The organism is Mycobacterium sp. E2699 (assembly GCF_001666745.1).
In the GTDB taxonomy this organism is placed as follows: domain Bacteria; phylum Actinomycetota; class Actinomycetes; order Mycobacteriales; family Mycobacteriaceae; genus Mycobacterium.
In genome coordinates this window covers 1-19,731 of sequence record NZ_LZJH01000084.1, presented here as the reverse complement: position 1 = coordinate 19,731, position 19,731 = coordinate 1, and the positions used below count along the sequence as shown (strand labels likewise).

Genomic DNA, 19,731 nt, shown 5'->3' with positions numbered 1-19,731 from the left:
GTCGCGCATGGCACCGCAAGGAGTCGCATTATGCGACCATTGGCTGCATGGCTCCGCGCCCCTCCCCACAGACCGAGCGGGTCGTGAACCTGTTCGAGCAGCTGGCGGCCGATGGAAGCCGGGGGATGGCGGGCATGACCCTGGCCGAGGTGTCGCGCGAGTTGAGCGTGCACAAGGCCAGCTGCCACTCGATGCTGTCCGAACTGCTCCGGGCGGGCTGGCTGCTGCGCGACCCGGTCCGCAAGACCTACCACCTGGGTCCCGCCCTGGTCCGGCTCGGCCGGGAGGCGGCGGCCCGCTATCCGGCGCTCGTGTTGGCGCGCTCGGCGATGGCGGAGCTGTCGGCCGCGACGGGCGCACACTGCGTTGCCTTCTCGGTGAGCGACGACTCCTCGACCGTCGTCGATCAGATCCGAAGCCGGCACGGCGGCGGTCACCCGATGCCCGTCGGCACCCAGTTTCCGCACCGCCCGCCGTACGGGGCGTCGGTCGTCGCCTGGGCCGGGCCGGACGCCCGCGAGCGCTGGCTGGCCACCCTGCCCGGGGACGTCCGCGATCGCTATCGCCGGGCCCTCACCACGGCCAAGCGGCGTGGCTACGCGGTAGGTCTGCACATCCTGCCCGATCTGCGCCTGCGGGAACTGGCGCAGATCGTGCGGAGCGCCGAGGTGCGGTCCACCCGGCTGAGCCGGCTGGCGCAGGAATTGACCGACGAACTGATCCATCAGGAGGAGTGGTTCCCGATCAGCCTGGACCCCGATCGCACGTACGAGGTGAGCCACATCGACTCCCCCATCCTGGAGCCGGGGTCCGGCATCGCCCTGATGCTCAGCCTGGTTCCCAGCGCCGAGCCGATGAGCGGCGCGGCCGTCACCCGCCTGGGGAAACAGCTCACCGCTGCGACCCGCCGGCTCAGCGCCGCGTTGGCCGACGAGTCCTAGCCCCGCTCCGGAGCCAGCCGCTTGAGGGCGAGGCCCCCTTCGAACGGCCGGAAGCCAAAAGCGGCCGGGGCGCGATAGCCCGTGTCCTCCAACGGATTACGAACCTCGGCGACGGTGGGCCCGATCCTGACGGCGATCGGCGTCAGCGCATCGAGGTCGAAGCGGTACAGGCGACCGGCGTTGCCGCCCAAGATCTTTCGGCAGGCGTCCTCCGGCCTGTCGTGCAGGGCCCAACGAATGGCCAACTTGGAGTGCGGCGCAAAGCCCTCCTCGTGGGGATAGTCACTGCCCCACATGATGTGATCCGGGCCCATGAAATCGATCATCGCGCCGTCGAAAGGCATCAGCTCACTGGCCAAATAGCAGTTCCGCTTGACGTATTCGCTCGGGGTCAGGGTCAGCTCGTCGACCGACGATCCGCCGAACATCCCGTAGGTGCGGTTGTGGGCCTCGGACTTCATGGTGGGCACCATGGCGTCGAGGATGCCGAGTTGCCCGGGCACCCAAAGCGTGCCCTGCTCGGTCGGCACGAATCGCAGCGTCGGATACCGCTCGAACACCCCGGCCAGGATGAGGTGGCCGAGTGTGCGCTGGGCCCAGATCGCCATCTCGGTGATCAACACCGCGTTCGACGCCGGCTGGTCCATCGGCATCTCGGGGCTGCCGGCGCCCGCGTGCTGCACCACCGTGAGGTCCAGTTCCGCGCACAACGCCCAGATCGGTTCGTAGCGGGTGTGGAAAAGCGGGGCCACCTGCGGGTCACCGGGCGAGACCGCGGGAATCAGCACACCGCCAAAGCAGTCCTGCTCGGCGCCCCAGCGGATTTCCTCCAGCGCCAACTCGACGTCGTTGGGAAAGATCTGAATCAAGCCACGGCGTCGGGCCGGGGCCAGCGAGCAGAAGTCGATCTGCCACCGGTTGTGGGCCTGCACGCCGGCCCAACGCTTCTCGAACTCGTCACGGGTGCGGGGCAGGCTGATGGTGATGTTCGGGGTGGTCGGGAAGAACGGCGGAATCGTGTTGGGCAGCAGCACCTCCGCGGCCACCCCGTCGGCGTCCATCTCCGCGATGCGAAGCTCGTGGTCCCAGTTCCGGTTGGCGGTGGCGATGACCAGGTCGTCGAACGGGCTGGCGTACGACTTGGCCCACGCATCGAAGTCATCGTGCAGCCGTGCCGGCAGATACGGTTTGTAGTCGAGCAGATCCGCCCCGGCATGAGTGTCGGTCGAAATGACGACGTAACGGTCCAGCGTGTCCCAAGCAGCCATCGCACCTCCAGCGGTATGTGGAGTATAGGAGCAACGCATCGGCCGGCGTAGGGTGCGACCCATTGAGCGGAACGCACGGAGTGCATCGATGGAAATCGTGCCGTTGGGCCCGGGCTTTGCCGCCGAACTCCGCGGCGTGACCATCCACGACGTTGCGGCAAGCGAGTCCGCGTACGCGGGCGGTGCGCGCGGCGTTCGAGGAGCACTCGGTGCTCGTCCTGCGCGACCAGGACGTCACCGATGACGCGCAGCTCGCTTTCTCGCGCCGCTTTGGTCCGCTCGAGGTCACCAAGGTGGGTTCGGCGGGCCACGGCGGCAACCTCGTGATCCTCAAAACCCTCGACGAGGAGGGCAACGTCGTGCCCGGCGATCACCGGATCGCCTTGGAAAACAAGGCGAACCAGCTCTGGCACACCGACAGCACGTTCAAGAAGGTGCCGGCGCTGGCTTCGGTGCTGTCATCGCGCACCATTCCGGGCCGGGGCGGCGAGACGGAATACGTCTCCACCCGGCTCGCGTTCGAGCGCCTCGATCCGGCGCTGCAGTCGCGGTTGGAAAACTCCTTCGCCTGGCACGAGTACGCCTATTCGCGCGGCAAAATCGCGCCCGACCTCGCCACCCCGGCGGAGCGTGCGGCGCTGCCGCCGCAATGCTGGCGTCTCGTGTGGACGAACCCGGTCAACGGCCGCAAGGCGCTCTACGTCGCCTCGCACGCCTACGCGATCGAGGGCATGGAGCGAAAGGCGGCGCAGGAACTGCTGGCCCAGCTGATCGACGCGGCGACCTCCCCCGGTCGCAGCTACCTGCACACGTGGCGCGAGGGCGACGTGGTGATGTGGGACAACCGCGCGACCATGCATCGCGGCCGGCCCTGGCCGGCGTCGGAGCCGCGGCACATGGTGCGCACCACGATCTCCGCGACGGAATCGGACGGGCTGGAGGCGATGCGTCGACGCGCCGCGGAGATCAGCGGCTGATCTCGAGCGTCGTCATGACGACAACCCTTGGCCACCTATCCACAGGGGCGGCTCCTGGCCGCTGTACATGCTCCCGGGCTGCCATCGCTGCCTGCGCAACAGTCGACCGGCGTGGTGCTCGGCAACATCCTTCAGGTACTCGACGTCGTCGCTGGTCCACGGGTGCTGGCCGGTCCCGTCCAACCACCACCTCGGTTGGCCGTCCTGCTTGTAACGGGTTATCCGGTAACGCCAGGCTACGTGCCTGCCCATGGCGTCAACCCGCCAGTCCAGTAGCCGCGGAAGGATTGCCTCGGGCGTGGACTGCAGAGATTCCCACGGGTGAGTTATCCGGATCTCGACGAACTCGCCACCCATGAATCAACCCTAATGAATTGATCGAGGTCTGTGTCAGACAAAATTCGGCGAAGCCGCAAGTGCCGGCTGTCGGTGCCGGCATTTAGGTTGGAGTCATGAGCGACATCCAGTCGCAGGTTTCGGCCATGAAGCGAACCGCCGATTCGGCCGTCGCGGATGCCATTGCACGGCTGATCGAGGACGGTGAAGATCATGAGCTCAATCGAATCAACGCCCTGGACTTTTCCAAACGCGCCGGCCTCGACGAAGAAAAGGTGATTTCCGGCCTCCTGCATGCCTCGCGGCTTGGCCTGTTCGATCTGAGCTGGAACGTGCTTTGTCCCGGTTGTAGCGGCGTCCTGGACGCGCATGACACGCTGAAATCGCTGCGTGATGACGACTATCGCTGCGGATTATGCGCCTGCGGCTATGAGCCTTCCGTCGACGAGCAGGTCGAGGTGGCCTTCACGGTCAGTCCCAAGGTCAGGCGGATTGCCGCCCACGATCCCAACACCCTGCCGCTCTGGGACTACTACAAGCAGGTGTTCTGGAGTTCGGGCATCGACCTCGGCAAGGAATCCTTCGCCTCGCTGACCGGGGAAGTGACCCTGGATGCGCTTGCGCTGCCCTCAGGGGAAAAGACGGTGCGCTCGCTGCAGCTTCCACCCCAATTCATCATCGTTTTCGAGCCGGTGACGCATTCCGCTCATTTCATCGACGTCCAGGGCGAGCCGACCGCGGAACCTCAGGAGCTCCGGCTGATCTTCAACAAAGCGCATCCGCCGACCGGGTCCATCACATTGCGTCCGGGTCCGTTGCGGCTCGCACTCGACAACGAGTGCCCCCTGCGTACGCTGCCCACCGTCTTTGTCGCCGACGCGCTCCACCATCTGCTGGGCAAACGCAGGCCGTTCCTCACCGCCAAGCGGATGCTGTCGAACCAGACGTTCCGCGAGGTGTTCAAGGCCGACAATCTCAACATCGATCAGCGTCTGAAAATCACCTCGCTGACGTTTCTGTTCACCGACCTCAAGGGGTCGACCGCGCTTTACGAGCGAGTGGGCGACCTCGCCGCGTTCGACTTGGTGCGCGCGCACTTTCGGGCGCTGCTGGAGATCATCGCGGCCGAAAAGGGCGCCGTGGTCAAGACCATCGGGGACGCCGTGATGGCGACCTTTGTCCAGCCGGACCACGCGCTCGTCGCGGGCCTGCGGATGCGGGCCGCGATGGACAAGCTCAATGCCGAGCGCGGCAAGTGCGACCTGATCGTAAAGATCGGCATCCATGAGGGGCCGTGTCTCGCGGTGATGCTCAACGAGCGGCAGGACTATTTCGGCCAGACCGTGAACATCGCGGCACGGGTGCAGAGCCTGTCGACCGCGCAGGAGATCCACATCACCGGTCCCGTGATCGACGCGCCCGGCGTCGCCGCCATCCTGGAGAAGGAGGCGATCCGGCCGATTCGGAAGGAGGCCGCGCTGCGCGGCATCGCCGACAAGATCGTCGTGTACGAGATTCCATAACTGTCCACCGCACGACAGGCCCAAGATCGAGCCACCGTCGTTGAGCAGTGGCAGTGCCTTCCGCACCGTGAAGAGCGTGCCGCGCGCGTTCAGCCCGAAGGTGGCATCGAAGTGCTGCTCCGTGATCTCGCCGAGCTTGCGCTCCTCGCACTTGTCCACAACACGTCGACGGCGCCCTTTTCCTGCTTGACCGCGTCGACCAACCGGTCCAGATCGTCCAGGTTGGCCGAATCGGCCTGCAGGCCGGTCACGTTCCGGCCGATGAGCTTGACGGCTTCATCCAGCGCTTTCTGCCGCCGACCCGAGATGAAAACGTGAGCTCCCTCGTCGACGAACAACTCGGCACCGGCCAGCGCGAGACCACTTGATCCGCCCGTGATCACCGCCACCTTGCCGTCAAGCCTTCCCATGATCACCCCATCGGGCAATTACCCGGCCGGCGAAGTCAAGCATCTGGTCAAGGCTGGGGAACATTGCGAAGGCATCCACGATCGCCTCATCAGCACCGGATCCCGCGAGGCGCTCGAGCCTGCCGACAACCGAGTCAACGGACGTGCCCGGTTCGAGGTTGATCCGCATGGCCGTCTTCAACGCGTCAGGATCGCGGCCGGCGTCCTTCGCCGCGCGGCGCGCAATCGACCACAGGTGGTCGGTGACCTCGTCCTGCAGCCCCTCGACCCCGAGCCAGCCGATGCCGCTGCGTCCGACCCGGCGCATCGCGGCCTCGCTGGCGCCGCCGATCCAGATGGGCGGACCGCCGGCCCGGACCGGGCGCAGGTCGGCATGGACCGGCGGCAGGGAGAAGAATTCGCTCTCCCAGGACACCGGGCTGGTCGTCCACCACTCGCGCAGAAACGCCAGCAGGTCGTCGAGCATCCGCCCGCGCCGGTGCCAGTCCGCGCCGCGGGCGATGTCGTGCTCGTCCTTCATCCACCCGATGCCCACGCCGACGTCGAGGCGGCCGTCGCTGAGCACGTCGAGCGTGGTCAGCAGCCGGGCCAGGTGCACCGGCTCGTAGTAGAACGTGCTGAGGGTGCTGGAGTTCAGCCGCACCCGGCTGGTCGCCGTCGCGGCGACGGTCCACAGCAGCACCGTATCGAGGTAACGGGTCATCTGCGGCGGATACGGCTGCTCTTTGCCCGGATAGGTGCTGTGCATGTCGACCGGCGTGACCAGGCGGTCGCCGACCCACAGCGTGTCGTAGCCGAGGTCCTCGAGTCCGCGGCAGAACGCGCTGAGACCAGCGGCGCTGCTGATTGCGGGCCCGACGATGGGAAGTGCGAAGCCAAGCTTCATTGCGAGAATCCTCCCCTTTGGTGATCCATCAACAATTATTTGGGCGGATGGTGCCCTCGTTCGTTCACTGCTTTGACCGTCGGGGGTGCGGCTCAGCCGGGAACGGCGGCGCCGAGGGCGAAGTCGAAGTTCCCCACGCCGTGGCGGGCGAGACCCATCATGACCAGGCCCGTTCCCTCCAGCCAGTGGGCCATGTTCAGGCCGCCGACGTCCAGCGGGCGCAGCCCGAGGCTGTCGATGAACTCCGCCACGCGCGCCTTGCCGCGCGCGTCGTCGCCGGCGAAGAAGACGTCGAGCGGCCGCCCCTGGGCCAAGACGACACCGAAGATGGTGTTGAACGCCTTCACCACGCTCGCGCTGGCCGGGGCGGCCTTGGCAACTTCCTGCGCGATCGAGGTGTCGTCAGGGATGGCTAGCCCGTCGGCCGCGGCATTGAACGGGTTGCTGATGTCGACGATGATCTTGCCCGCGAGGGCGTCTCCATAGCGGGTGACGATCGGAACGACGTTGGCGTACACCACGGAAACGATCACGATGTCCCCGGCCGGGACGGCGCCGAACTCTGCCGTCGTAGCGTTGCCCCCGAGAGCCTTGGCCAGGCCGGCGGCCTTGGTCTGATCGCGCCCGATGACCTCGACGCTGTTGCCGCCCGCTACCGCCAGCGCGCCGATGGCGCGAGCCATGTTCCCGGTGCCGATGATGCTGATGTTGCTCATGAGGTGTCCGTTCTTGGATTGAGGCCGAAAAAGTTGACGTGTCCACCTTAGGCCTATGTTTGTTGATGCGTCAACCAATCGGGTAGCATGGACGCTGATGGAACCGAATTGGCTGAACCCGCGTGAAGACCGCGCCTGGCGGGCCTTCCAGCACGCGCATCACCAGCTTGATGTGCACCTGAACCGCGGGTTGCAGGAATCGGGCCTGTCCGGCGCCGACTACGAGATCTTGGCGGTGCTCTCGGGTCACGACGGCGACCGCATGCCCGCCCACGAGCTGTGCAACACACTGGGCTGGGAGAAGAGCCGCGTCTCCCACCAGGTGCGGCGCATGGAAAAGGACGGGCTGATCTGTCGCGAGCCCAACCCCGACGACGCCCGCAGCACGATGGTCTGCCTGCTGCCGGCCGGCCGCGCCGCCATCGAGAAGGCGGCGCCCGGGCACGTGGAGGACGTCCGCCGGAACTTTATCGACCTGCTCAGCCCGGCCGAGCTCGACATGCTCGCCGCGCTCAACGAACGCGTCCTGCGCCACCTGGCCAAAAACGACGACTCCCCCGCCGAAGACGAGCCCTCATAGCCCGCGGCCGCGGGGTCCTGACCCAGCCATTGACTCAGGCCGGTGAACCACAAAGACCGATTTGATATCGACTACCGCACGCTACTTCTGTTGACAAAAGTCAAATATTTACCATCACGCGATGCAGGACTTGTCGGTGAATGCGCGCCTCCGGCGATCGCGCGCCATTCCCCGGCGCGACGTATTGCGCTGCGCCGTCGCTATGTCCGCACTGCCGGGGCTGTTTGCGGCATCGGCAAATATCGCCGTCCCTACGGCGGCTGCCATCCCTACGGCGCCTGCCGCCACCCCCAAACTGATCGACTTCGCCATGCGCCAAATTCCGGCGGAGCACATCCGAGCTGCCGGCTACGCCGGGGTCATCAACTACGTGTCGCTATCGCGTCCCGGCTCGTCCATGGGCGCCAAGCCGATCACCCGGCCTTACGCCGAGCAGCTGACCGCTGCCGGGCTGATGATCGTCAGCAATTACCAATACGGAAAGCCCGGCGGGACAGCACCATCGGACTTCAGGCGCGGGTTCGAGGGCGGCGTCGCCGATGCTCGCACCGCCTGGCAGCTGCATACCGCGGCGGGCGGCGGTCAGAGTGCCCCGATCTTCTTCAGCGTCGACGAGGACATAAACCACGACACCTGGAACAATCTGGCACTCAAGTGGTTTCGCGGAATCAATTCGGTACTCGGAGTCCAGCGCACCGGCGTCTACGGCGGTATCGATGTATGCCGATGGGCCGCCGCCGACGGCGTCATCGGAAGTTCGCGCACCCCCGGCCGCCGGTGGGCTTGGCAGACCCGGTCCTGGTCCCGCGGCCAAGTCGACCCTGCCGCGGTTCTCTACCAACGCGTGGTGAGTACGGCGTCGAATCCTGGCCCGGTGGTCGGGGGACTCGAGGTCGACGTCAACGACGTCCTTGCCGAGGATTGCGGTCAGTGGAACCTACATCCCTGAGCCTGTGACTCGTGGGGGTGTGCGGAAGCGCCGATCACGAAGGGTATTGGAGGGCAATAGATGAGCACCGCGACTAGCCCGTCCGCCGCGATTTTGGAACGCCTGCCCGAGATCCGGGAATGGCAGGAGGATCTCTATCGCGATATCCACCGGCACCCCGAACTGTCGCATCAGGAACACCGCACCGCGGAGCTGGCGGCCGAGAGGTTGCGCGCATGGGGCTACGACGTCCGCGACAACGTCGGCGGCACGGGCGTCGTCGGAATCCTGCGGAACGGCGGTGGACCTACCGTGCTGGTGCGCGCCGACATGGACGCGCTGCCCGTCGAGGAGGCGACCGGCCTTGCGTATGCCAGTACGGTCCGCGCTACGGACGCCGCCGGCGATGAGGTGCCAGTCATGCACGCCTGCGGCCACGACGTGCACGTCGCCTGTCTGCTCGGCGCGGCCTCGTTGCTTGCCGACGGAGCTCAGCACTGGCACGGGACGCTCGTGGCGTTGTTCCAGCCGGCCGAAGAGGTCGCCGACGGGGCACGGGGCATGGTCGATGACGGGCTTTCTGACGCTGTTCCGTCCGTCGACGTCGCCCTTGCCCAGCACGTCCTTCCCGCACCCGCCGGCCACGTCGGCACGCACCGTGGGCCCGTGCTCTCGGCCGCCGACAGTATGCGGATCACGGTTTACGGTCGGGGAGCGCATGGATCGATGCCGCAGGCAGCGATCGATCCCGTCGTGCTGGCATCGATGATCGTGGTTCGGCTGCAGACGATCGTGTCCCGGGAGGTCGCACCGACCGACACCGTGGTCCTGACGGTCGGAAGCATCCACGCGGGCACCAAGAGCAATGTGATTGGCGATCATGCCGTGCTTGAGCTCAATCTGCGAACGTATGACGAATCTGTCCGCAAAGCGGTGCTCGACAGCATCCGGCGCATCGTCGTCGCTGAATGCCAGGCGTCAAACTCGCCGCAGGAACCCGAGTTCGAGCTGTATGACCGCTTCCCGCTCACCGTGAACGACGACGAGGTCACTGACCGCGTCAGCGACGCGTTCGCGGTTTACTTCGGCGACCGGTTCACCCCGATGGCCCCGCAGTCGGCAAGCGAGGATTTCAGCGATATCCCGAACGCACTCGGCATTCCTTACACCTACTGGGGCATCGGCGGCATTGACGAGCAGCAATACCGCGAGGCGGTCAAATCCGGCCGGGTCGCCCAGGACATCCCGGTCAACCACTCGCCGACCTTCGCGCCCGTGATCCAACCCACGCTCGACACCGGGACCCAAGCCATCGTCGTCGCCGCACTTGCCTGGTTAGGCAATTGACTCAACGATGATCCGGCCCTGGCTCCGAGCTCGCCGCCCCGGAATCGCCCCCTGGCGGGCTTGGGGCGTTCAGGCCGAATCGCACGCCGAGCATGCGGATGACGAAGCAGACCGCTGCTGCCGCCAGCGCGGCCGGTAGGCCGTAGACACCCGACTGGACAGTCGCGACCGTGATGCCCGCCGCCACTATGGCGGGAATTGCGTATAGCTCGCTCCGCAGCACAGTAGGGATCTGTCCCACCATGACGTCGCGGATCGTGCCTCCGCCTACCCCGGTGACGGCGCCAAGCAGAATCGCCGGCGCGATGCCGAGTCCAAACTCCAGCGCCTTGCGCGCGCCGATGACCGCAAACACACTCAGCCCGATGGCATCCAGCACGATGATCGGGGTCTCCAGCCGATCGAGCCACTTGCTCAGCGCAAACGCAATCAAGCCACCGCCAATGGCAAGTGTGAAGTACCGCCAATCCCTGAATGTGGCTGGCGGTATGTCACCGATGAGAACATCTCGAAGCGCACCGCCACCCACCGCTGTGATCAAGCCGAGGGTTACCACGCCGACGATGTCGAGTCGCACCGCGCGCACCGCGGTCAGCGCCCCGTTCAGTCCGAAAGCGAACGTGCCAGTCAAGTCCAGTGCAAGGAGGAGCGGCGGCTCGGTCACGTACCGTGCCTATCACGGGCCGTCTGACTCGATCACTTGCTTGGCCGACCGCGGGGCAGTTCGATAACCAAAGCCGTTCATCTGGACAGCACAAAAAATAGGACAATCCGCTCGCGGCAGTTGCAGTGCGGCAAACGAGAGCCAGACATCTGCCTCAAACTTCGATGAGTGGAGCTAAGGGGACTCGAACCCCTGACCCCCACACTGCCAGTGTGGTGCGCTACCAGCTGCGCCATAGCCCCAAGTCGTGCCAATCGAAGCTACACCACTGGCAAGATGGGTTCAAAGCCGCTGGTCAGGCGATTACCCGATCACCTGATTGACCACATCGCGCGCGGCCTTCTGCACCTCGGCCAGGTGCTCGGGCCCGTTGAAGGACTCGGCATAGATCTTGTAGACGTCCTCGGTGCCGGACGGACGGGCGGCGAACCACGCGTTGGCCGTCGTCACCTTCAGCCCGCCGAGCGGGGCCCCGTTGCCGGGGGCGGCGGTCAATTTCGCGGTGATCGGCTCCCCGGCCACCTCGGTCGCGGTCACCTGCTCGGCCGACAGCCGGGAAAGCCGGGCCTTCTGCTCACGATCGGCCGGCGCGTCGACCCGCGCGTAGAACTGCGTGCCGTACTTCGCGGTCAGCTCGTCATATCGCTGCGACGGGCTCAGGCCGGTGACGGCCAGGATCTCGGAAGCCAGCAGCGCCAGGATGATGCCGTCCTTGTCGGTGGTCCACACCGAGCCGTCGCGCCGCAGGAACGACGCCCCGGCCGACTCCTCGCCGCCGAAACCGATCGTGCCGCCGATCAGGCCGTCGACGAACCACTTGAACCCGACCGGCACCTCGACCAGCTTGCGGCCCAGGCCGGCGACCACGCGGTCGATGATCGACGAGCTGACCGCCGTCTTGCCGACGGCGATGCCGTCCGGCCACGACGGGCGGTGCGTATAGAGGTAGTCGATGGCCACCGCCAGGTAGTGGTTCGGGTTCAGCAGGCCCGCATCGGGGGTGACGATGCCGTGGCGGTCGGAGTCGGCGTCGTTGCCGGTGGCGATCTGATAGCGGTCCGAGGTGGCGATCACGTTAATGAGCCCAGCCATCGCGTCCGGCGAACTGCAATCCATCCGGATCTTGCCGTCGTGGTCGAGCGTCATGAACCGCCACGTCGCGTCGACCAGCGGATTGACCACGGTCAGGTCCAGCCCGTGCCGCTGCGCGATCTCGCCCCAATAGTCGACGCTGGCGCCGCCGAGCGGGTCGGCGCCGATCCGCACCCCGGCCGCGCGGATCGCGTCGACGTCGACCACGTTGGGCAGGTCGTCGACGTAGGTGCCCAGGTAGTCGTAGCGCTGGACGGCCTGCAGCGCGCGGGCCAGCGGCACCCGCTGCACGCCCGACCCGCTGCGCAGAATCTCGTTGGCGCGCTTGGCAATTGCGTTGGTTGCGTCGGTGTCGGCGGGCCCGCCGTTGGGCGGGTTGTACTTGAAACCGCCGTCGGACGGCGGGTTGTGCGACGGCGTGACGACGATGCCGTCGGCAAGCGCGTCGGTGCGGCCTCGGTTGTAGGTCAGGATGGCGTGGCTGACCGCCGGCGTCGGGGTGTAACGGTCGCGCGAATCGATCATCGCCACAACGTCGTTGGCGGCCAGCACCTCGAGCGCCGACACCCACGCCGGCTCGGAAAGACCATGCGTGTCACGGCCGATGAACAGCGGCCCGGTGGTGCCGTGGGTCCGGCGATACTCGACGATAGCCTGGGTGATAGCCAGGATGTGGGCCTCGTTGAACGCCCCGGCCAGCGCCGACCCGCGGTGACCCGACGTGCCGAACACCACCTGCTGGGCGACGTCCTCCGGGTCGGGTTCGATCGAGTAGTACGCGGTGACCAGGTGGGGCAGATCGACGAGGTCTTCGGGCTGGGCCGGCTGACCGGCGCGCGGGTGGGCCATGGTCACCAATTCTGCCCGTGCCCGGCGCGCCCCGCCGCCTTGGACTTCTCGGGTACTTCCCGGGTTCACCTTCTGGTAAGTCGACCCCCTACGCTGCTAAGCGCAGCACTCGCACACCGAAGGGAAACCGACCGTGGCACACGACTATCGCGAGTTGGCCGCGGTTTTCGTCGGTGGTGCGATCGGTACTCTAACCCGCGCGGCGTTGAACACCCTCGTCATCCGCGACGCGGAGCACTGGCCGTGGTCCACCTTCACGGCCAACATCGTCGGCGCGTTTCTGGTCGGCTACTTCACGACCCGCCTGCTCGAGCGGCTGCCGCTGTCGAGCTACCGGCGACCCCTGCTCGGCACCGGACTCTGCGGCGGGTTGACCACCTTCTCGACGATGCAGGTCGAGACCGTGACCATGATTCAGCACGGCCATTGGGTCAAGGCCGCCGCATACACCACCAGCAGCATCGTGTTGGGATTGCTGGCCGTGTACCTGGCGACCGCTTTGGTTCGCCGGGTACGAGTCCGTCGATGACCGGGATATCAACGGCCTTGCTGTGGACCGGCGTAGCGCTCGTCGGCGGCTTCGGGTCGGTGCTGCGCTTCGTGATCGACGGTGCGGTGGCCCGGCGAGCGGCCCGGGCCTTTCCGTTCGGGACGCTCGCGGTGAACGTCAGCGGCGCCGCGCTGCTCGGTTTCCTCGGGGGCCTGGTGTTGAGCAGGGACGCGGCGCTGCTGGCCGGGACGGCGTTCGTCGGCGCCTACACCACCTTTTCCACCTGGATGCTGGAGACGCAGCGCCTCGGCGAGGAGCGCCAAACCTGGACGGCGCTGGCCAACATCGTCGTCAGCGTCGCGCTCGGCATCGCCGCCGCGACATTCGGGCAATGGGTCGCCCAGCAGTGATCAGGTGGCGCGAAGCCTGGGCACGTCCCCGGGTGTGCGGGGCAGCGCGAACAGCGCCATACGCCGATTCGACATGTCGTGCTCGCCGAGGAATGCGCAGCCGGCGCGCTCGCAGAATCGCCGTGCCGTCTTGTTGCGGTGGTCGGGATCGAACATGATCCGGCGGCACAACGGCTCCTGGCCCAGCACGCTGGCCACGAAATGCGGCAGCACGTACCGGGCGATGCCCTGGTTCACCAGCCCTTCGTCGGCGATGGCCGCGTGGATCCCCAAGTCGTAGGGATCGGCTTCATACCGGGTGGCAATGGAATCCTTTGCGGCTCGGTACAATTCGATGTAGGCGCGGTCTTGCCCATCCAGACTGGCGAAAAACGGTCGCGAATACTCACCGTCCAGTTGCGCGCCCAGGTAGCGATGCCAGCGCTCGGCCGGCCAGGCGGATTCCCAGGCCTCGGCGAGCGCGGGCCGGCTCATCCACTCGGCGACCATCTCCGCGTCGGCGTCCGGGTCGGCGAGCCGGAAAGCGTAGGGCTCGGGAACCTCAGCCGTGCTGGGCGGCGGGGGCACCTGACGCACCTCATCGCTGATGTTGGCCAGTTCCCGCGGCAAGATCACTTCGGGTTCGGTCATATCCACCGACCAGCCTACCGAGCCGCCCGCGGATCACCGGCTCGTGAGCAGCTCCGCCAGGACCGCGGCGTGACTGCCGTCGACTTCGCGGGTGGCCGTCACCAGGGTCACGGCGCCGCGCTTGGTCAGCTTTCGCAGCTCCGCCAACGCCGAGCTGTCGTGCAGTTCGTCGGCGTAGCGCGCGGCGAATTGATCGAACTTTCCAGGGTCATGGTGGTACCACTCGCGAAGTTCCTTCGACGGCGCGACGTCCTTGCACCACTTGCCGACCCGCGGATCGTCCTTGCGGAACCCGCGGGGCCAGATGCGGTCCACCAGGATGCGCTGGCCGTCGTCGGGATCGGCCTCCTCGTACACGCGCGCGACCCGGATTCGGCCCATGCAGCCAGCGTAACGGCATCTTGTCGGCCGGTCAGGTATACTCGAACACATGTTCGACGATCGACAATCGGCGCTGATAGAGCGCATCGCCGAGTTGGAGAGGGTCAAGTCCGCTGCGGCCGCGGATCAGGCCCGGCTGGCGGTCGCCCTGGATATCGAGCGCAGGGCCGCCGAAGCGGCCGCAGGCGTTCCCGCGGCGCGCCGCGGACGCGGTGTGGCCAGCGAGATCGCCCTGGCGCGGCGGGACTCCCCGGCCCGCGGTGGGCGGCACCTGGGTTTCGCCAAGGCGCTGGTGCACGAGATGCCGCACACACTGGCCGCGCTGGAGTGCGGGGCGCTCTCGGAATGGCGGGCCACCCTGATCGTGCGCGAAAGCGCCTGCCTGGACGTCGAGGACCGCCGCAGGCTGGACGCCGAGATGTGCGCCGACCCGGCCGGCCTGGACGGGATGGGTGACGCGCGGGTGGCCGCCGCCGCCAAGGCGATCGCCTACCGGTTGGACCCGCACGCCGTGGTCGAGCGCGCGGCCAAGGCCGAGAACGAGCGCACGGTCACCATCCGGCCCGCACCCGACACGATGACGTACGTGACCGCGTTGTTGCCGGTCACACAAGGCGTTTCGGTGTTCGCGGCTCTCAAGCGGTCCGCCGACACCACCTTCGATGACCGCTCGCGCGGACAGGTCATGGCCGACACGCTGGTCGAACGGGTCACCGGGCGCCCGGCGGCGGTCCCGACCCCCATCGCGGTCAATTTGGTCCTCACCGACGAAACGCTGCTGGGCGGCGCCGACACACCGGCCGACCTCGGCGGCTACGGGCCTATTCCGGCGGCGGTCGCGCGATCGCTGGTCGCCGGCGCCGTCAGCGACCGGCGCTCGCGGGCCACCCTGCGCAGGCTCTACGCCCACCCGGCGGCCGGGGCGCTGGTGACCATGGAGTCACGGGCGCGGCTCTTCCCGCGCGGCCTGGCAAGCTTCATCGAGCTGCGAGATCAACGTTGCCGCACGCCCTATTGCGACGCGCCCATCCGCCACCGTGACCACGCGCAGCCCTGGGCCCGCGGCGGGCCCACCACCGCCGACAACGGCCTGGGCTCCTGCGCGGCCTGCAACTACACCAAGGAAGCCGCCGGCTGGCGGGTGCGCACCATGGTCGACGAAAAGCACACGCACACAGCCGAATTCACCACACCGACCGGGCATACCTACCGATCGGCCGCCCCGCCGCGGGCACCTGCAATCGACGTCAGCGAGACCGAACTGCGCATCGCCGTCACGCTCGCGAAGCACGCGGCGTAGCTCAGCCTTGATTGGTGAGGCGCTCCACGTCGACGACTTCACCGCGGTTGATGCTGACCCAATCCCGCCCATCGAGGTAGGGACGCAGGCTTCGCCCGATGAGGTCGAGATCGGCCGGCGCCTTGGGCCGCTGCAGTTCGTAGACGTGCGGCAGCTCGGCCATGCCGGTCACGACGCTCCACAGCGTCAGGGCGGGCTGACCGGTCGGCGGGTTGACCAACACCGGACCGAACAGGCACTGTCCCGCCAAGAACAGCGTCGGCACACCGAATCCGCCCGCATCGACGACGCGCTGGTGGTCCTGGCGAATGTCGTCGTGGGTGGTGGAGTCCTCCAACGCCTCATCGAGAATCGCGGGGTCGACGCCGATGTCGCCCAGCAGTTTTCGCGCAATCGCGGGGTCGTGTGGCTTGCCGCCCAACGTGTGCAGCTCGCGTCCGATCGCGGCGTACCACCGGTCCAGCAGCGCCATGTCCGTTCGGCGCAGCAGCGCCCCGATCCGCATCAGCGACCAGCCGTAGGACCACTGGCGTTCCCAGGGGTGCTTTTGGCCCTCGGACCTGTTGGTCTCCTCGAGGCTGAAGAATCGCCAATCGACGGTGATGCCGAGCTGGTCGCGAACATCCCGGATCCACAGCGAGGTCTGGTAGGCGAACGGGCACATCGGGTCGAAGTGAAAGTCCACGGCGTCGCTCATCGAACCTGTTCCCTGCCTAGTAGTGATAGGTGTCCGACGGGGCGGGCGAGTGAACGCGTTCTTCGTCGTCGAACTCCGACACTTCGATGCCGTAGGCGCGGGCCAGTTCGAGGATCTTCGTGGCCCTCGCAATCCGCGGTAGGTCGGAGCCGTTGCGAATCTCCCCGCCGTCACGTTCGAACTCAGCGAAAAACTCTTTGGCCCAAGAGATCTCGTCCTGCGACGGGGACAGCCCCTCGTTGACCACCGCGCACTGGTCCGGGGTGAGGCAGATCTTGCCCGTCATGCCGAACTCCACGGAAACCGCCGTGGCCTCGATCAGCTTCAGGGCGTTGGAGCCGATCGTCGGCCCATCGATGGCGCTCGGCAGGTTGGCCGCCTTGGCCGCGATCGTGAAGCGCGACCGGGCGTACGCCAGGGTGGTGGGGTCTTCCCCGAAGCCGGTGTCGCGGCGGAAGTCACCGATGCCGAAGGCCAGCCGGAAGGTGCCCTTGGCCGCGGCGATCTCGGTGATGCGCTCCAGGCCCCGGGCGGTTTCGACCAGCGCCACGATCGGCACGTTGGGCAGTCGCTGGGCGGTCTCGGTGACATGGTCCACCGATTCGACCATCGCCAGCATCACCCCGCCGACCGGGGTCTCGGCCAGCGCCGCCAGGTCGTCGGCCCACCACGGCGTGCCGAACCCGTTGATGCGGACCCAGTCGGTGTTTTCCGAGCTGAGCCAGCGCACGACGTTCTCGCGGGCCGCCTGCTTGCCTTTCGGCGCGACCGCGTCCTCGATGTCGAGAACGACGATGTCGGCGCGGGAATGCGCCGCCGCCTGGAACCGGTCGGCATGCGCGCCGTTGACCAGCAGCCAGCTGCGGGCGAGAACGGGGTCGATGCGCCAGCCGATGTCCGAGGGATCCGGCGCCTGGTCGTCGACCTGTTCATGCATCTGATCTGTCGCCATCTTCATTCCGTGGGTGCTAGCTGGTGTTTGTTAAACGGTAGCCGCATGGCGAACCGCCGATCAGGCGGGCTTGTGCGAGCGGCGCCATAGCAGTCGACCCAGGGCGAGCGCGACGACCAGGACGACCGCGACAAGCAGGGACTGCAGCACGAAGACCGCGAAGTCGTTGACGTCGTAATAGTCGCCGTCGCCGACGCACTGGAAGCTGACAGTGGTCCCGGACTGGCCCGGCTTGTAGCTGTAGTGCGAGGTGTTGTAGGTCATTTCATATCCGCTGCGGCAGACGATGGGACTCATCCACAGCGCCGTCGAGGGGATCAGCGCGGTCACCGCCGCCGCTCCGCCGACGCAGAGGCCGATCCCCCCGCCGAGCACCGCGATGACCGGCCCGATCAAATCGGCCCCGCGGCGCTTGCGCTGGGGCGCGGCGTAGGCGGGGCGCACACCGGGCGTCAGCTGCGCGGCGGAGACCGGCTGCTCGACGGGTTGGTTCTCGCCGCGGGCGGCCGCCCTGGCGTCGGCCAGCCGGCGTTCCAGGTCGGCGATGCGCTGCCGGGGGTCGTCCATCAGCAAATGATGGCAGTTGGGGAGCGTGGTCGCACCAGGCCACGCGCCAAGCGTGCTCGGGCGAGGTTTCATCGCCGGCGCGCCGGGTAGCCCATCCGTTGCGACGCCAGGGACCTTCGTCTCGCGTCGCTTGTCGCAAGGGCTAGAGGCGACTGGTCCCCAACGCGTTCTCGGTTACCCCTCGGTCGAGACGACCACTCAAGGAGCAAACATGCGTAAGACCATTGCAGTCATTTCCGCCACCGGGGCGCTGCTGTTCGGTGGAGCCGGCGTCGCCAACGCCACCACCCAGGCCGCACCGGCGCCGTCGTCGACCACAACGACGTTGGCGGACAACAACAATGACCAGCACAGTGACAACAACAACGGCTTGTGGGGGCTGCTCGGCCTGCTCGGGCTGGGCGGACTCGTTGGGCTGAAGCGGCGCAAGGACACCGACGCCGTCACCGGCCTCGGGACAACCACGACGCCCGGGCGCGGCGTCTAGCGGTCCAGGCCGACGCCCCCGTCGGATGCTCAGGCGTCTGACGGGGGCTCGCCGCGTTTACCCGGACCCCCGCCGGGTATTTCTTCCATTCCCCTATCACTGGAGGTATCGGCGATGGCCGACATGATTGTCCAATCACCAGAGGAAGTCGTCGCATTCCTCAAAGCGCAACACAACCTCATCGAGGACATGTTCGAAGAAGTGCTGCACGCTTCGGATCCCAAGGCGCGCGAGAAGCCCTTCGTAGAGTTGCGCCAGCTGCTGGCCGTCCATGAGACGGCTGAGGAGATGGTGGTGCACCCCCGGGTGCGCCGCGAGGCCGACGCCGGCGACGGCATCGTCGACGCCCGCCTGCAGGAGGAGCACGAAGCCAAGGAGCTGCTCTCAGCGATCGAGAAACTCGACATCACGTCGCAACAGTTCATCGACGAACTCACCAAGCTGCGTGACGCGGTGCTCGACCACGCCCGGCATGAGGAGGATGACGAATTTCCCGTGCTGGAGCGCAAAGTCGACGCCGACGACCTCAAGCGGATGGGTTCGGCGGTGCGCGCGGCGGAGGCCATCGCGCCGACCCGCCCGCACCCGGGCGTGGAATCGGCGAAGCTGAATTTCGCCGTCGGTCCGTTCGCCTCAATGCTCGACCGCGCCCGCGACCTCATCCGGCAAGCCGTCGGATAGGCCCGGGCGTTCCGTAGTGTCGGTGGAGTGAGCGTCACACCGGAGACAACCGTCGCCCTGCACGACCGGTTCTTCCGCGAATTGCCGGAGTTGGCCGTGCGCTGGCAGGCCGAGGCGACTCCCGAATTGCGGCCCCTCGTGGTCAACGACCGATTGGCCGGCCAGCTCGGCCTCGACGGCGCCTGGCTGCGCAGTGCCGACGGGCTGCGGTTTTTGGTCGGCAACCTGGTGCCCGACGGCGCCGCGCCGGTGGCGCAGGCCTACGCCGGACACCAGTTCGGCGGCTACGTGCCCCGACTGGGCGACGGGCGGGCACTGCTACTCGGCGAACTCGTCGGCGACGACGGGAGCCTGCGCGACCTGCACCTGAAGGGGTCGGGGCCCACGCCCTTCGCGCGCGGCGGCGACGGCCTGGCGGCGGTCGGCCCGATGCTGCGCGAATACATCGTCAGCGAGGCGATGCACGCCCTGGGCGTCCCGACGACACGATCGCTGGCCGTGGTGGCCACCGGACGCCCGGTGCAGCGCGAGACGCCGCTGCCCGGCGCCGCAGCAGGCCCGCGTCGCGAGCGACGCGGCGTACTGGAAGCTGCCGACGCGCAGGTGACTGCTCGCGACG

Annotated in this window: 23 protein-coding genes, 1 tRNA gene and 1 pseudogene; 12 read left to right on the top strand and 13 right to left on the bottom strand. The window is 67.3% G+C overall.

Annotation, left to right across the window (positions count from 1 at the left end; genetic code table 11):
• Nucleotides 1-47 precede the first annotated feature (47 nt).
• Complete coding sequence (locus A5696_RS14305) at nucleotides 48-941, top strand: IclR family transcriptional regulator (protein ID WP_067879775.1); 894 nt, start codon at nucleotides 48-50, stop codon at nucleotides 939-941.
• On the opposite strand, the gene A5696_RS14300 is transcribed toward A5696_RS14305, so the two are convergent.
• Entirely contained in the window at nucleotides 938-2,209 is a 1,272-nt protein-coding gene (locus tag A5696_RS14300) for an amidohydrolase family protein (protein ID WP_067879772.1), read from the bottom strand. The two genes, A5696_RS14305 and A5696_RS14300, sit on opposite strands and share 4 nt — an antisense overlap.
• A gap of 88 nt (nucleotides 2,210-2,297) precedes the next feature.
• Between A5696_RS14300 and A5696_RS14295 the strand changes: the two are divergent.
• A pseudogene (locus tag A5696_RS14295) lies at nucleotides 2,298-3,186 on the top strand (TauD/TfdA dioxygenase family protein).
• A gap of 12 nt (nucleotides 3,187-3,198) precedes the next feature.
• Here A5696_RS14295 and A5696_RS14290 read toward each other — a convergent pair.
• Nucleotides 3,199-3,543 (bottom strand): hypothetical protein, encoded by a 345-nt coding sequence (locus tag A5696_RS14290; RefSeq protein ID WP_067879769.1) that lies wholly within the window; start codon nucleotides 3,541-3,543, stop codon nucleotides 3,199-3,201.
• A gap of 95 nt (nucleotides 3,544-3,638) precedes the next feature.
• On the opposite strand from A5696_RS14290, the gene A5696_RS14285 reads away from it, so the two are divergent.
• On the top strand, nucleotides 3,639-5,045 hold the full coding sequence (locus tag A5696_RS14285; protein ID WP_067879765.1) for an adenylate/guanylate cyclase domain-containing protein: 1,407 nt from the start codon (nucleotides 3,639-3,641) through the stop codon (nucleotides 5,043-5,045).
• A gap of 89 nt (nucleotides 5,046-5,134) precedes the next feature.
• Here A5696_RS14285 and A5696_RS14280 read toward each other — a convergent pair whose 3' ends face one another.
• From A5696_RS14280 to A5696_RS14270, 3 genes are all read right to left on the bottom strand, one after another.
• Nucleotides 5,135-5,455: an SDR family NAD(P)-dependent oxidoreductase gene (locus A5696_RS14280; RefSeq protein WP_231964331.1), complete on the bottom strand. Its 321-nt coding sequence runs from the start codon at nucleotides 5,453-5,455 to the stop codon at nucleotides 5,135-5,137.
• The gene (locus A5696_RS14275; protein WP_067879761.1) at nucleotides 5,442-6,341 is read right to left on the bottom strand and encodes a TIGR03619 family F420-dependent LLM class oxidoreductase; all 900 of its coding nucleotides are present in this window, start codon (nucleotides 6,339-6,341) and stop codon (nucleotides 5,442-5,444) included. The genes A5696_RS14280 and A5696_RS14275 overlap by 14 nt, the downstream gene beginning before the upstream one ends.
• Before the next feature lie 92 nt (nucleotides 6,342-6,433).
• The gene (locus tag A5696_RS14270; RefSeq protein WP_067879757.1) at nucleotides 6,434-7,057 is read right to left on the bottom strand and encodes an NADPH-dependent F420 reductase; all 624 of its coding nucleotides are present in this window, start codon (nucleotides 7,055-7,057) and stop codon (nucleotides 6,434-6,436) included.
• Nucleotides 7,058-7,154: 97 nt separating this feature from the next.
• On the opposite strand from A5696_RS14270, the gene A5696_RS14265 reads away from it, so the two are divergent.
• From A5696_RS14265 to A5696_RS14255, 3 genes are all read left to right on the top strand, one after another.
• Complete coding sequence (locus tag A5696_RS14265) at nucleotides 7,155-7,637, top strand: MarR family winged helix-turn-helix transcriptional regulator (protein WP_067879754.1); 483 nt, start codon at nucleotides 7,155-7,157, stop codon at nucleotides 7,635-7,637.
• Between the two features lie 121 nt (nucleotides 7,638-7,758).
• Complete coding sequence (locus tag A5696_RS14260; protein ID WP_067879751.1) at nucleotides 7,759-8,586, top strand: DUF1906 domain-containing protein; 828 nt, start codon at nucleotides 7,759-7,761, stop codon at nucleotides 8,584-8,586.
• A gap of 60 nt (nucleotides 8,587-8,646) precedes the next feature.
• Nucleotides 8,647-9,912, top strand: coding sequence for a M20 family metallopeptidase (locus A5696_RS14255; RefSeq protein ID WP_067879748.1), 1,266 nt, complete (start codon nucleotides 8,647-8,649; stop codon nucleotides 9,910-9,912).
• A 1-nt stretch (nucleotide 9,913) separates the two neighbouring features.
• Here A5696_RS14255 and A5696_RS14250 read toward each other — a convergent pair whose 3' ends face one another.
• The 3 genes from A5696_RS14250 to pgm all read right to left on the bottom strand — a co-directional run bounded on the left by A5696_RS14250 (nucleotide 9,914) and on the right by pgm (nucleotide 12,517).
• The gene (locus A5696_RS14250) at nucleotides 9,914-10,576 is read right to left on the bottom strand and encodes a trimeric intracellular cation channel family protein (protein ID WP_067879745.1); all 663 of its coding nucleotides are present in this window, start codon (nucleotides 10,574-10,576) and stop codon (nucleotides 9,914-9,916) included.
• Between the two features lie 169 nt (nucleotides 10,577-10,745).
• A tRNA-Ala gene (locus tag A5696_RS14245) sits at nucleotides 10,746-10,818 on the bottom strand.
• 61 nt (nucleotides 10,819-10,879) lie between these two features.
• Nucleotides 10,880-12,517, bottom strand: a complete 1,638-nt coding sequence (gene pgm / locus A5696_RS14240; RefSeq protein ID WP_067879743.1) for a phosphoglucomutase (alpha-D-glucose-1,6-bisphosphate-dependent) — start codon at nucleotides 12,515-12,517, stop codon at nucleotides 10,880-10,882.
• 133 nt (nucleotides 12,518-12,650) lie between these two features.
• Between pgm and crcB (A5696_RS14235) the strand changes: the two genes are divergently transcribed.
• Nucleotides 12,651-13,046, top strand: coding sequence for a fluoride efflux transporter CrcB (gene crcB / locus A5696_RS14235; RefSeq protein WP_067879741.1), 396 nt, complete (start codon nucleotides 12,651-12,653; stop codon nucleotides 13,044-13,046).
• A complete protein-coding gene (crcB, locus tag A5696_RS14230; protein ID WP_067879738.1) occupies nucleotides 13,043-13,417 on the top strand; it encodes a fluoride efflux transporter CrcB in 375 nt (124 codons plus the stop codon). The genes crcB (A5696_RS14235) and crcB (A5696_RS14230) overlap by 4 nt, the downstream gene beginning before the upstream one ends.
• Here the strand turns inward: crcB (A5696_RS14230) and A5696_RS14225 are convergent, their stop codons facing one another.
• On the bottom strand, nucleotides 13,418-14,047 hold the full coding sequence (locus A5696_RS14225; RefSeq protein ID WP_067879735.1) for a GNAT family N-acetyltransferase: 630 nt from the start codon (nucleotides 14,045-14,047) through the stop codon (nucleotides 13,418-13,420). It lies immediately after the preceding gene.
• 33 nt (nucleotides 14,048-14,080) lie between these two features.
• The gene (locus A5696_RS14220) at nucleotides 14,081-14,428 is read right to left on the bottom strand and encodes a DUF488 domain-containing protein (RefSeq protein ID WP_067879732.1); all 348 of its coding nucleotides are present in this window, start codon (nucleotides 14,426-14,428) and stop codon (nucleotides 14,081-14,083) included.
• Between the two features lie 49 nt (nucleotides 14,429-14,477).
• On the opposite strand from A5696_RS14220, the gene A5696_RS14215 reads away from it, so the two are divergent.
• Entirely contained in the window at nucleotides 14,478-15,728 is a 1,251-nt protein-coding gene (locus tag A5696_RS14215) for an HNH endonuclease signature motif containing protein (protein ID WP_067879729.1), read from the top strand.
• 1 nt (nucleotide 15,729) lies between these two features.
• On the opposite strand, the gene A5696_RS14210 is transcribed toward A5696_RS14215, so the two are convergent.
• From A5696_RS14210 to A5696_RS14200, 3 genes are all read right to left on the bottom strand, one after another.
• The gene (locus tag A5696_RS14210) at nucleotides 15,730-16,425 is read right to left on the bottom strand and encodes a DsbA family protein (protein WP_067879726.1); all 696 of its coding nucleotides are present in this window, start codon (nucleotides 16,423-16,425) and stop codon (nucleotides 15,730-15,732) included.
• Between the two features lie 16 nt (nucleotides 16,426-16,441).
• On the bottom strand, nucleotides 16,442-17,362 hold the full coding sequence (locus A5696_RS14205; RefSeq protein WP_067879978.1) for a CoA ester lyase: 921 nt from the start codon (nucleotides 17,360-17,362) through the stop codon (nucleotides 16,442-16,444).
• A 75-nt stretch (nucleotides 17,363-17,437) separates the two neighbouring features.
• Complete coding sequence (locus A5696_RS14200; protein WP_067879723.1) at nucleotides 17,438-17,944, bottom strand: hypothetical protein; 507 nt, start codon at nucleotides 17,942-17,944, stop codon at nucleotides 17,438-17,440.
• Between the two features lie 211 nt (nucleotides 17,945-18,155).
• On the opposite strand from A5696_RS14200, the gene A5696_RS14195 reads away from it, so the two are divergent.
• From A5696_RS14195 to A5696_RS14185, 3 genes are all read left to right on the top strand, one after another.
• The gene (locus A5696_RS14195; RefSeq protein WP_067879720.1) at nucleotides 18,156-18,431 is read left to right on the top strand and encodes a WGxxGxxG family protein; all 276 of its coding nucleotides are present in this window, start codon (nucleotides 18,156-18,158) and stop codon (nucleotides 18,429-18,431) included.
• Between the two features lie 114 nt (nucleotides 18,432-18,545).
• On the top strand, nucleotides 18,546-19,112 hold the full coding sequence (locus tag A5696_RS14190) for a hemerythrin domain-containing protein (protein WP_067879716.1): 567 nt from the start codon (nucleotides 18,546-18,548) through the stop codon (nucleotides 19,110-19,112).
• Between the two features lie 27 nt (nucleotides 19,113-19,139).
• A partial coding sequence (locus tag A5696_RS14185) for a protein adenylyltransferase SelO family protein (RefSeq protein ID WP_197516978.1) occupies nucleotides 19,140-19,731 on the top strand: 592 nt, incomplete at its 3' end.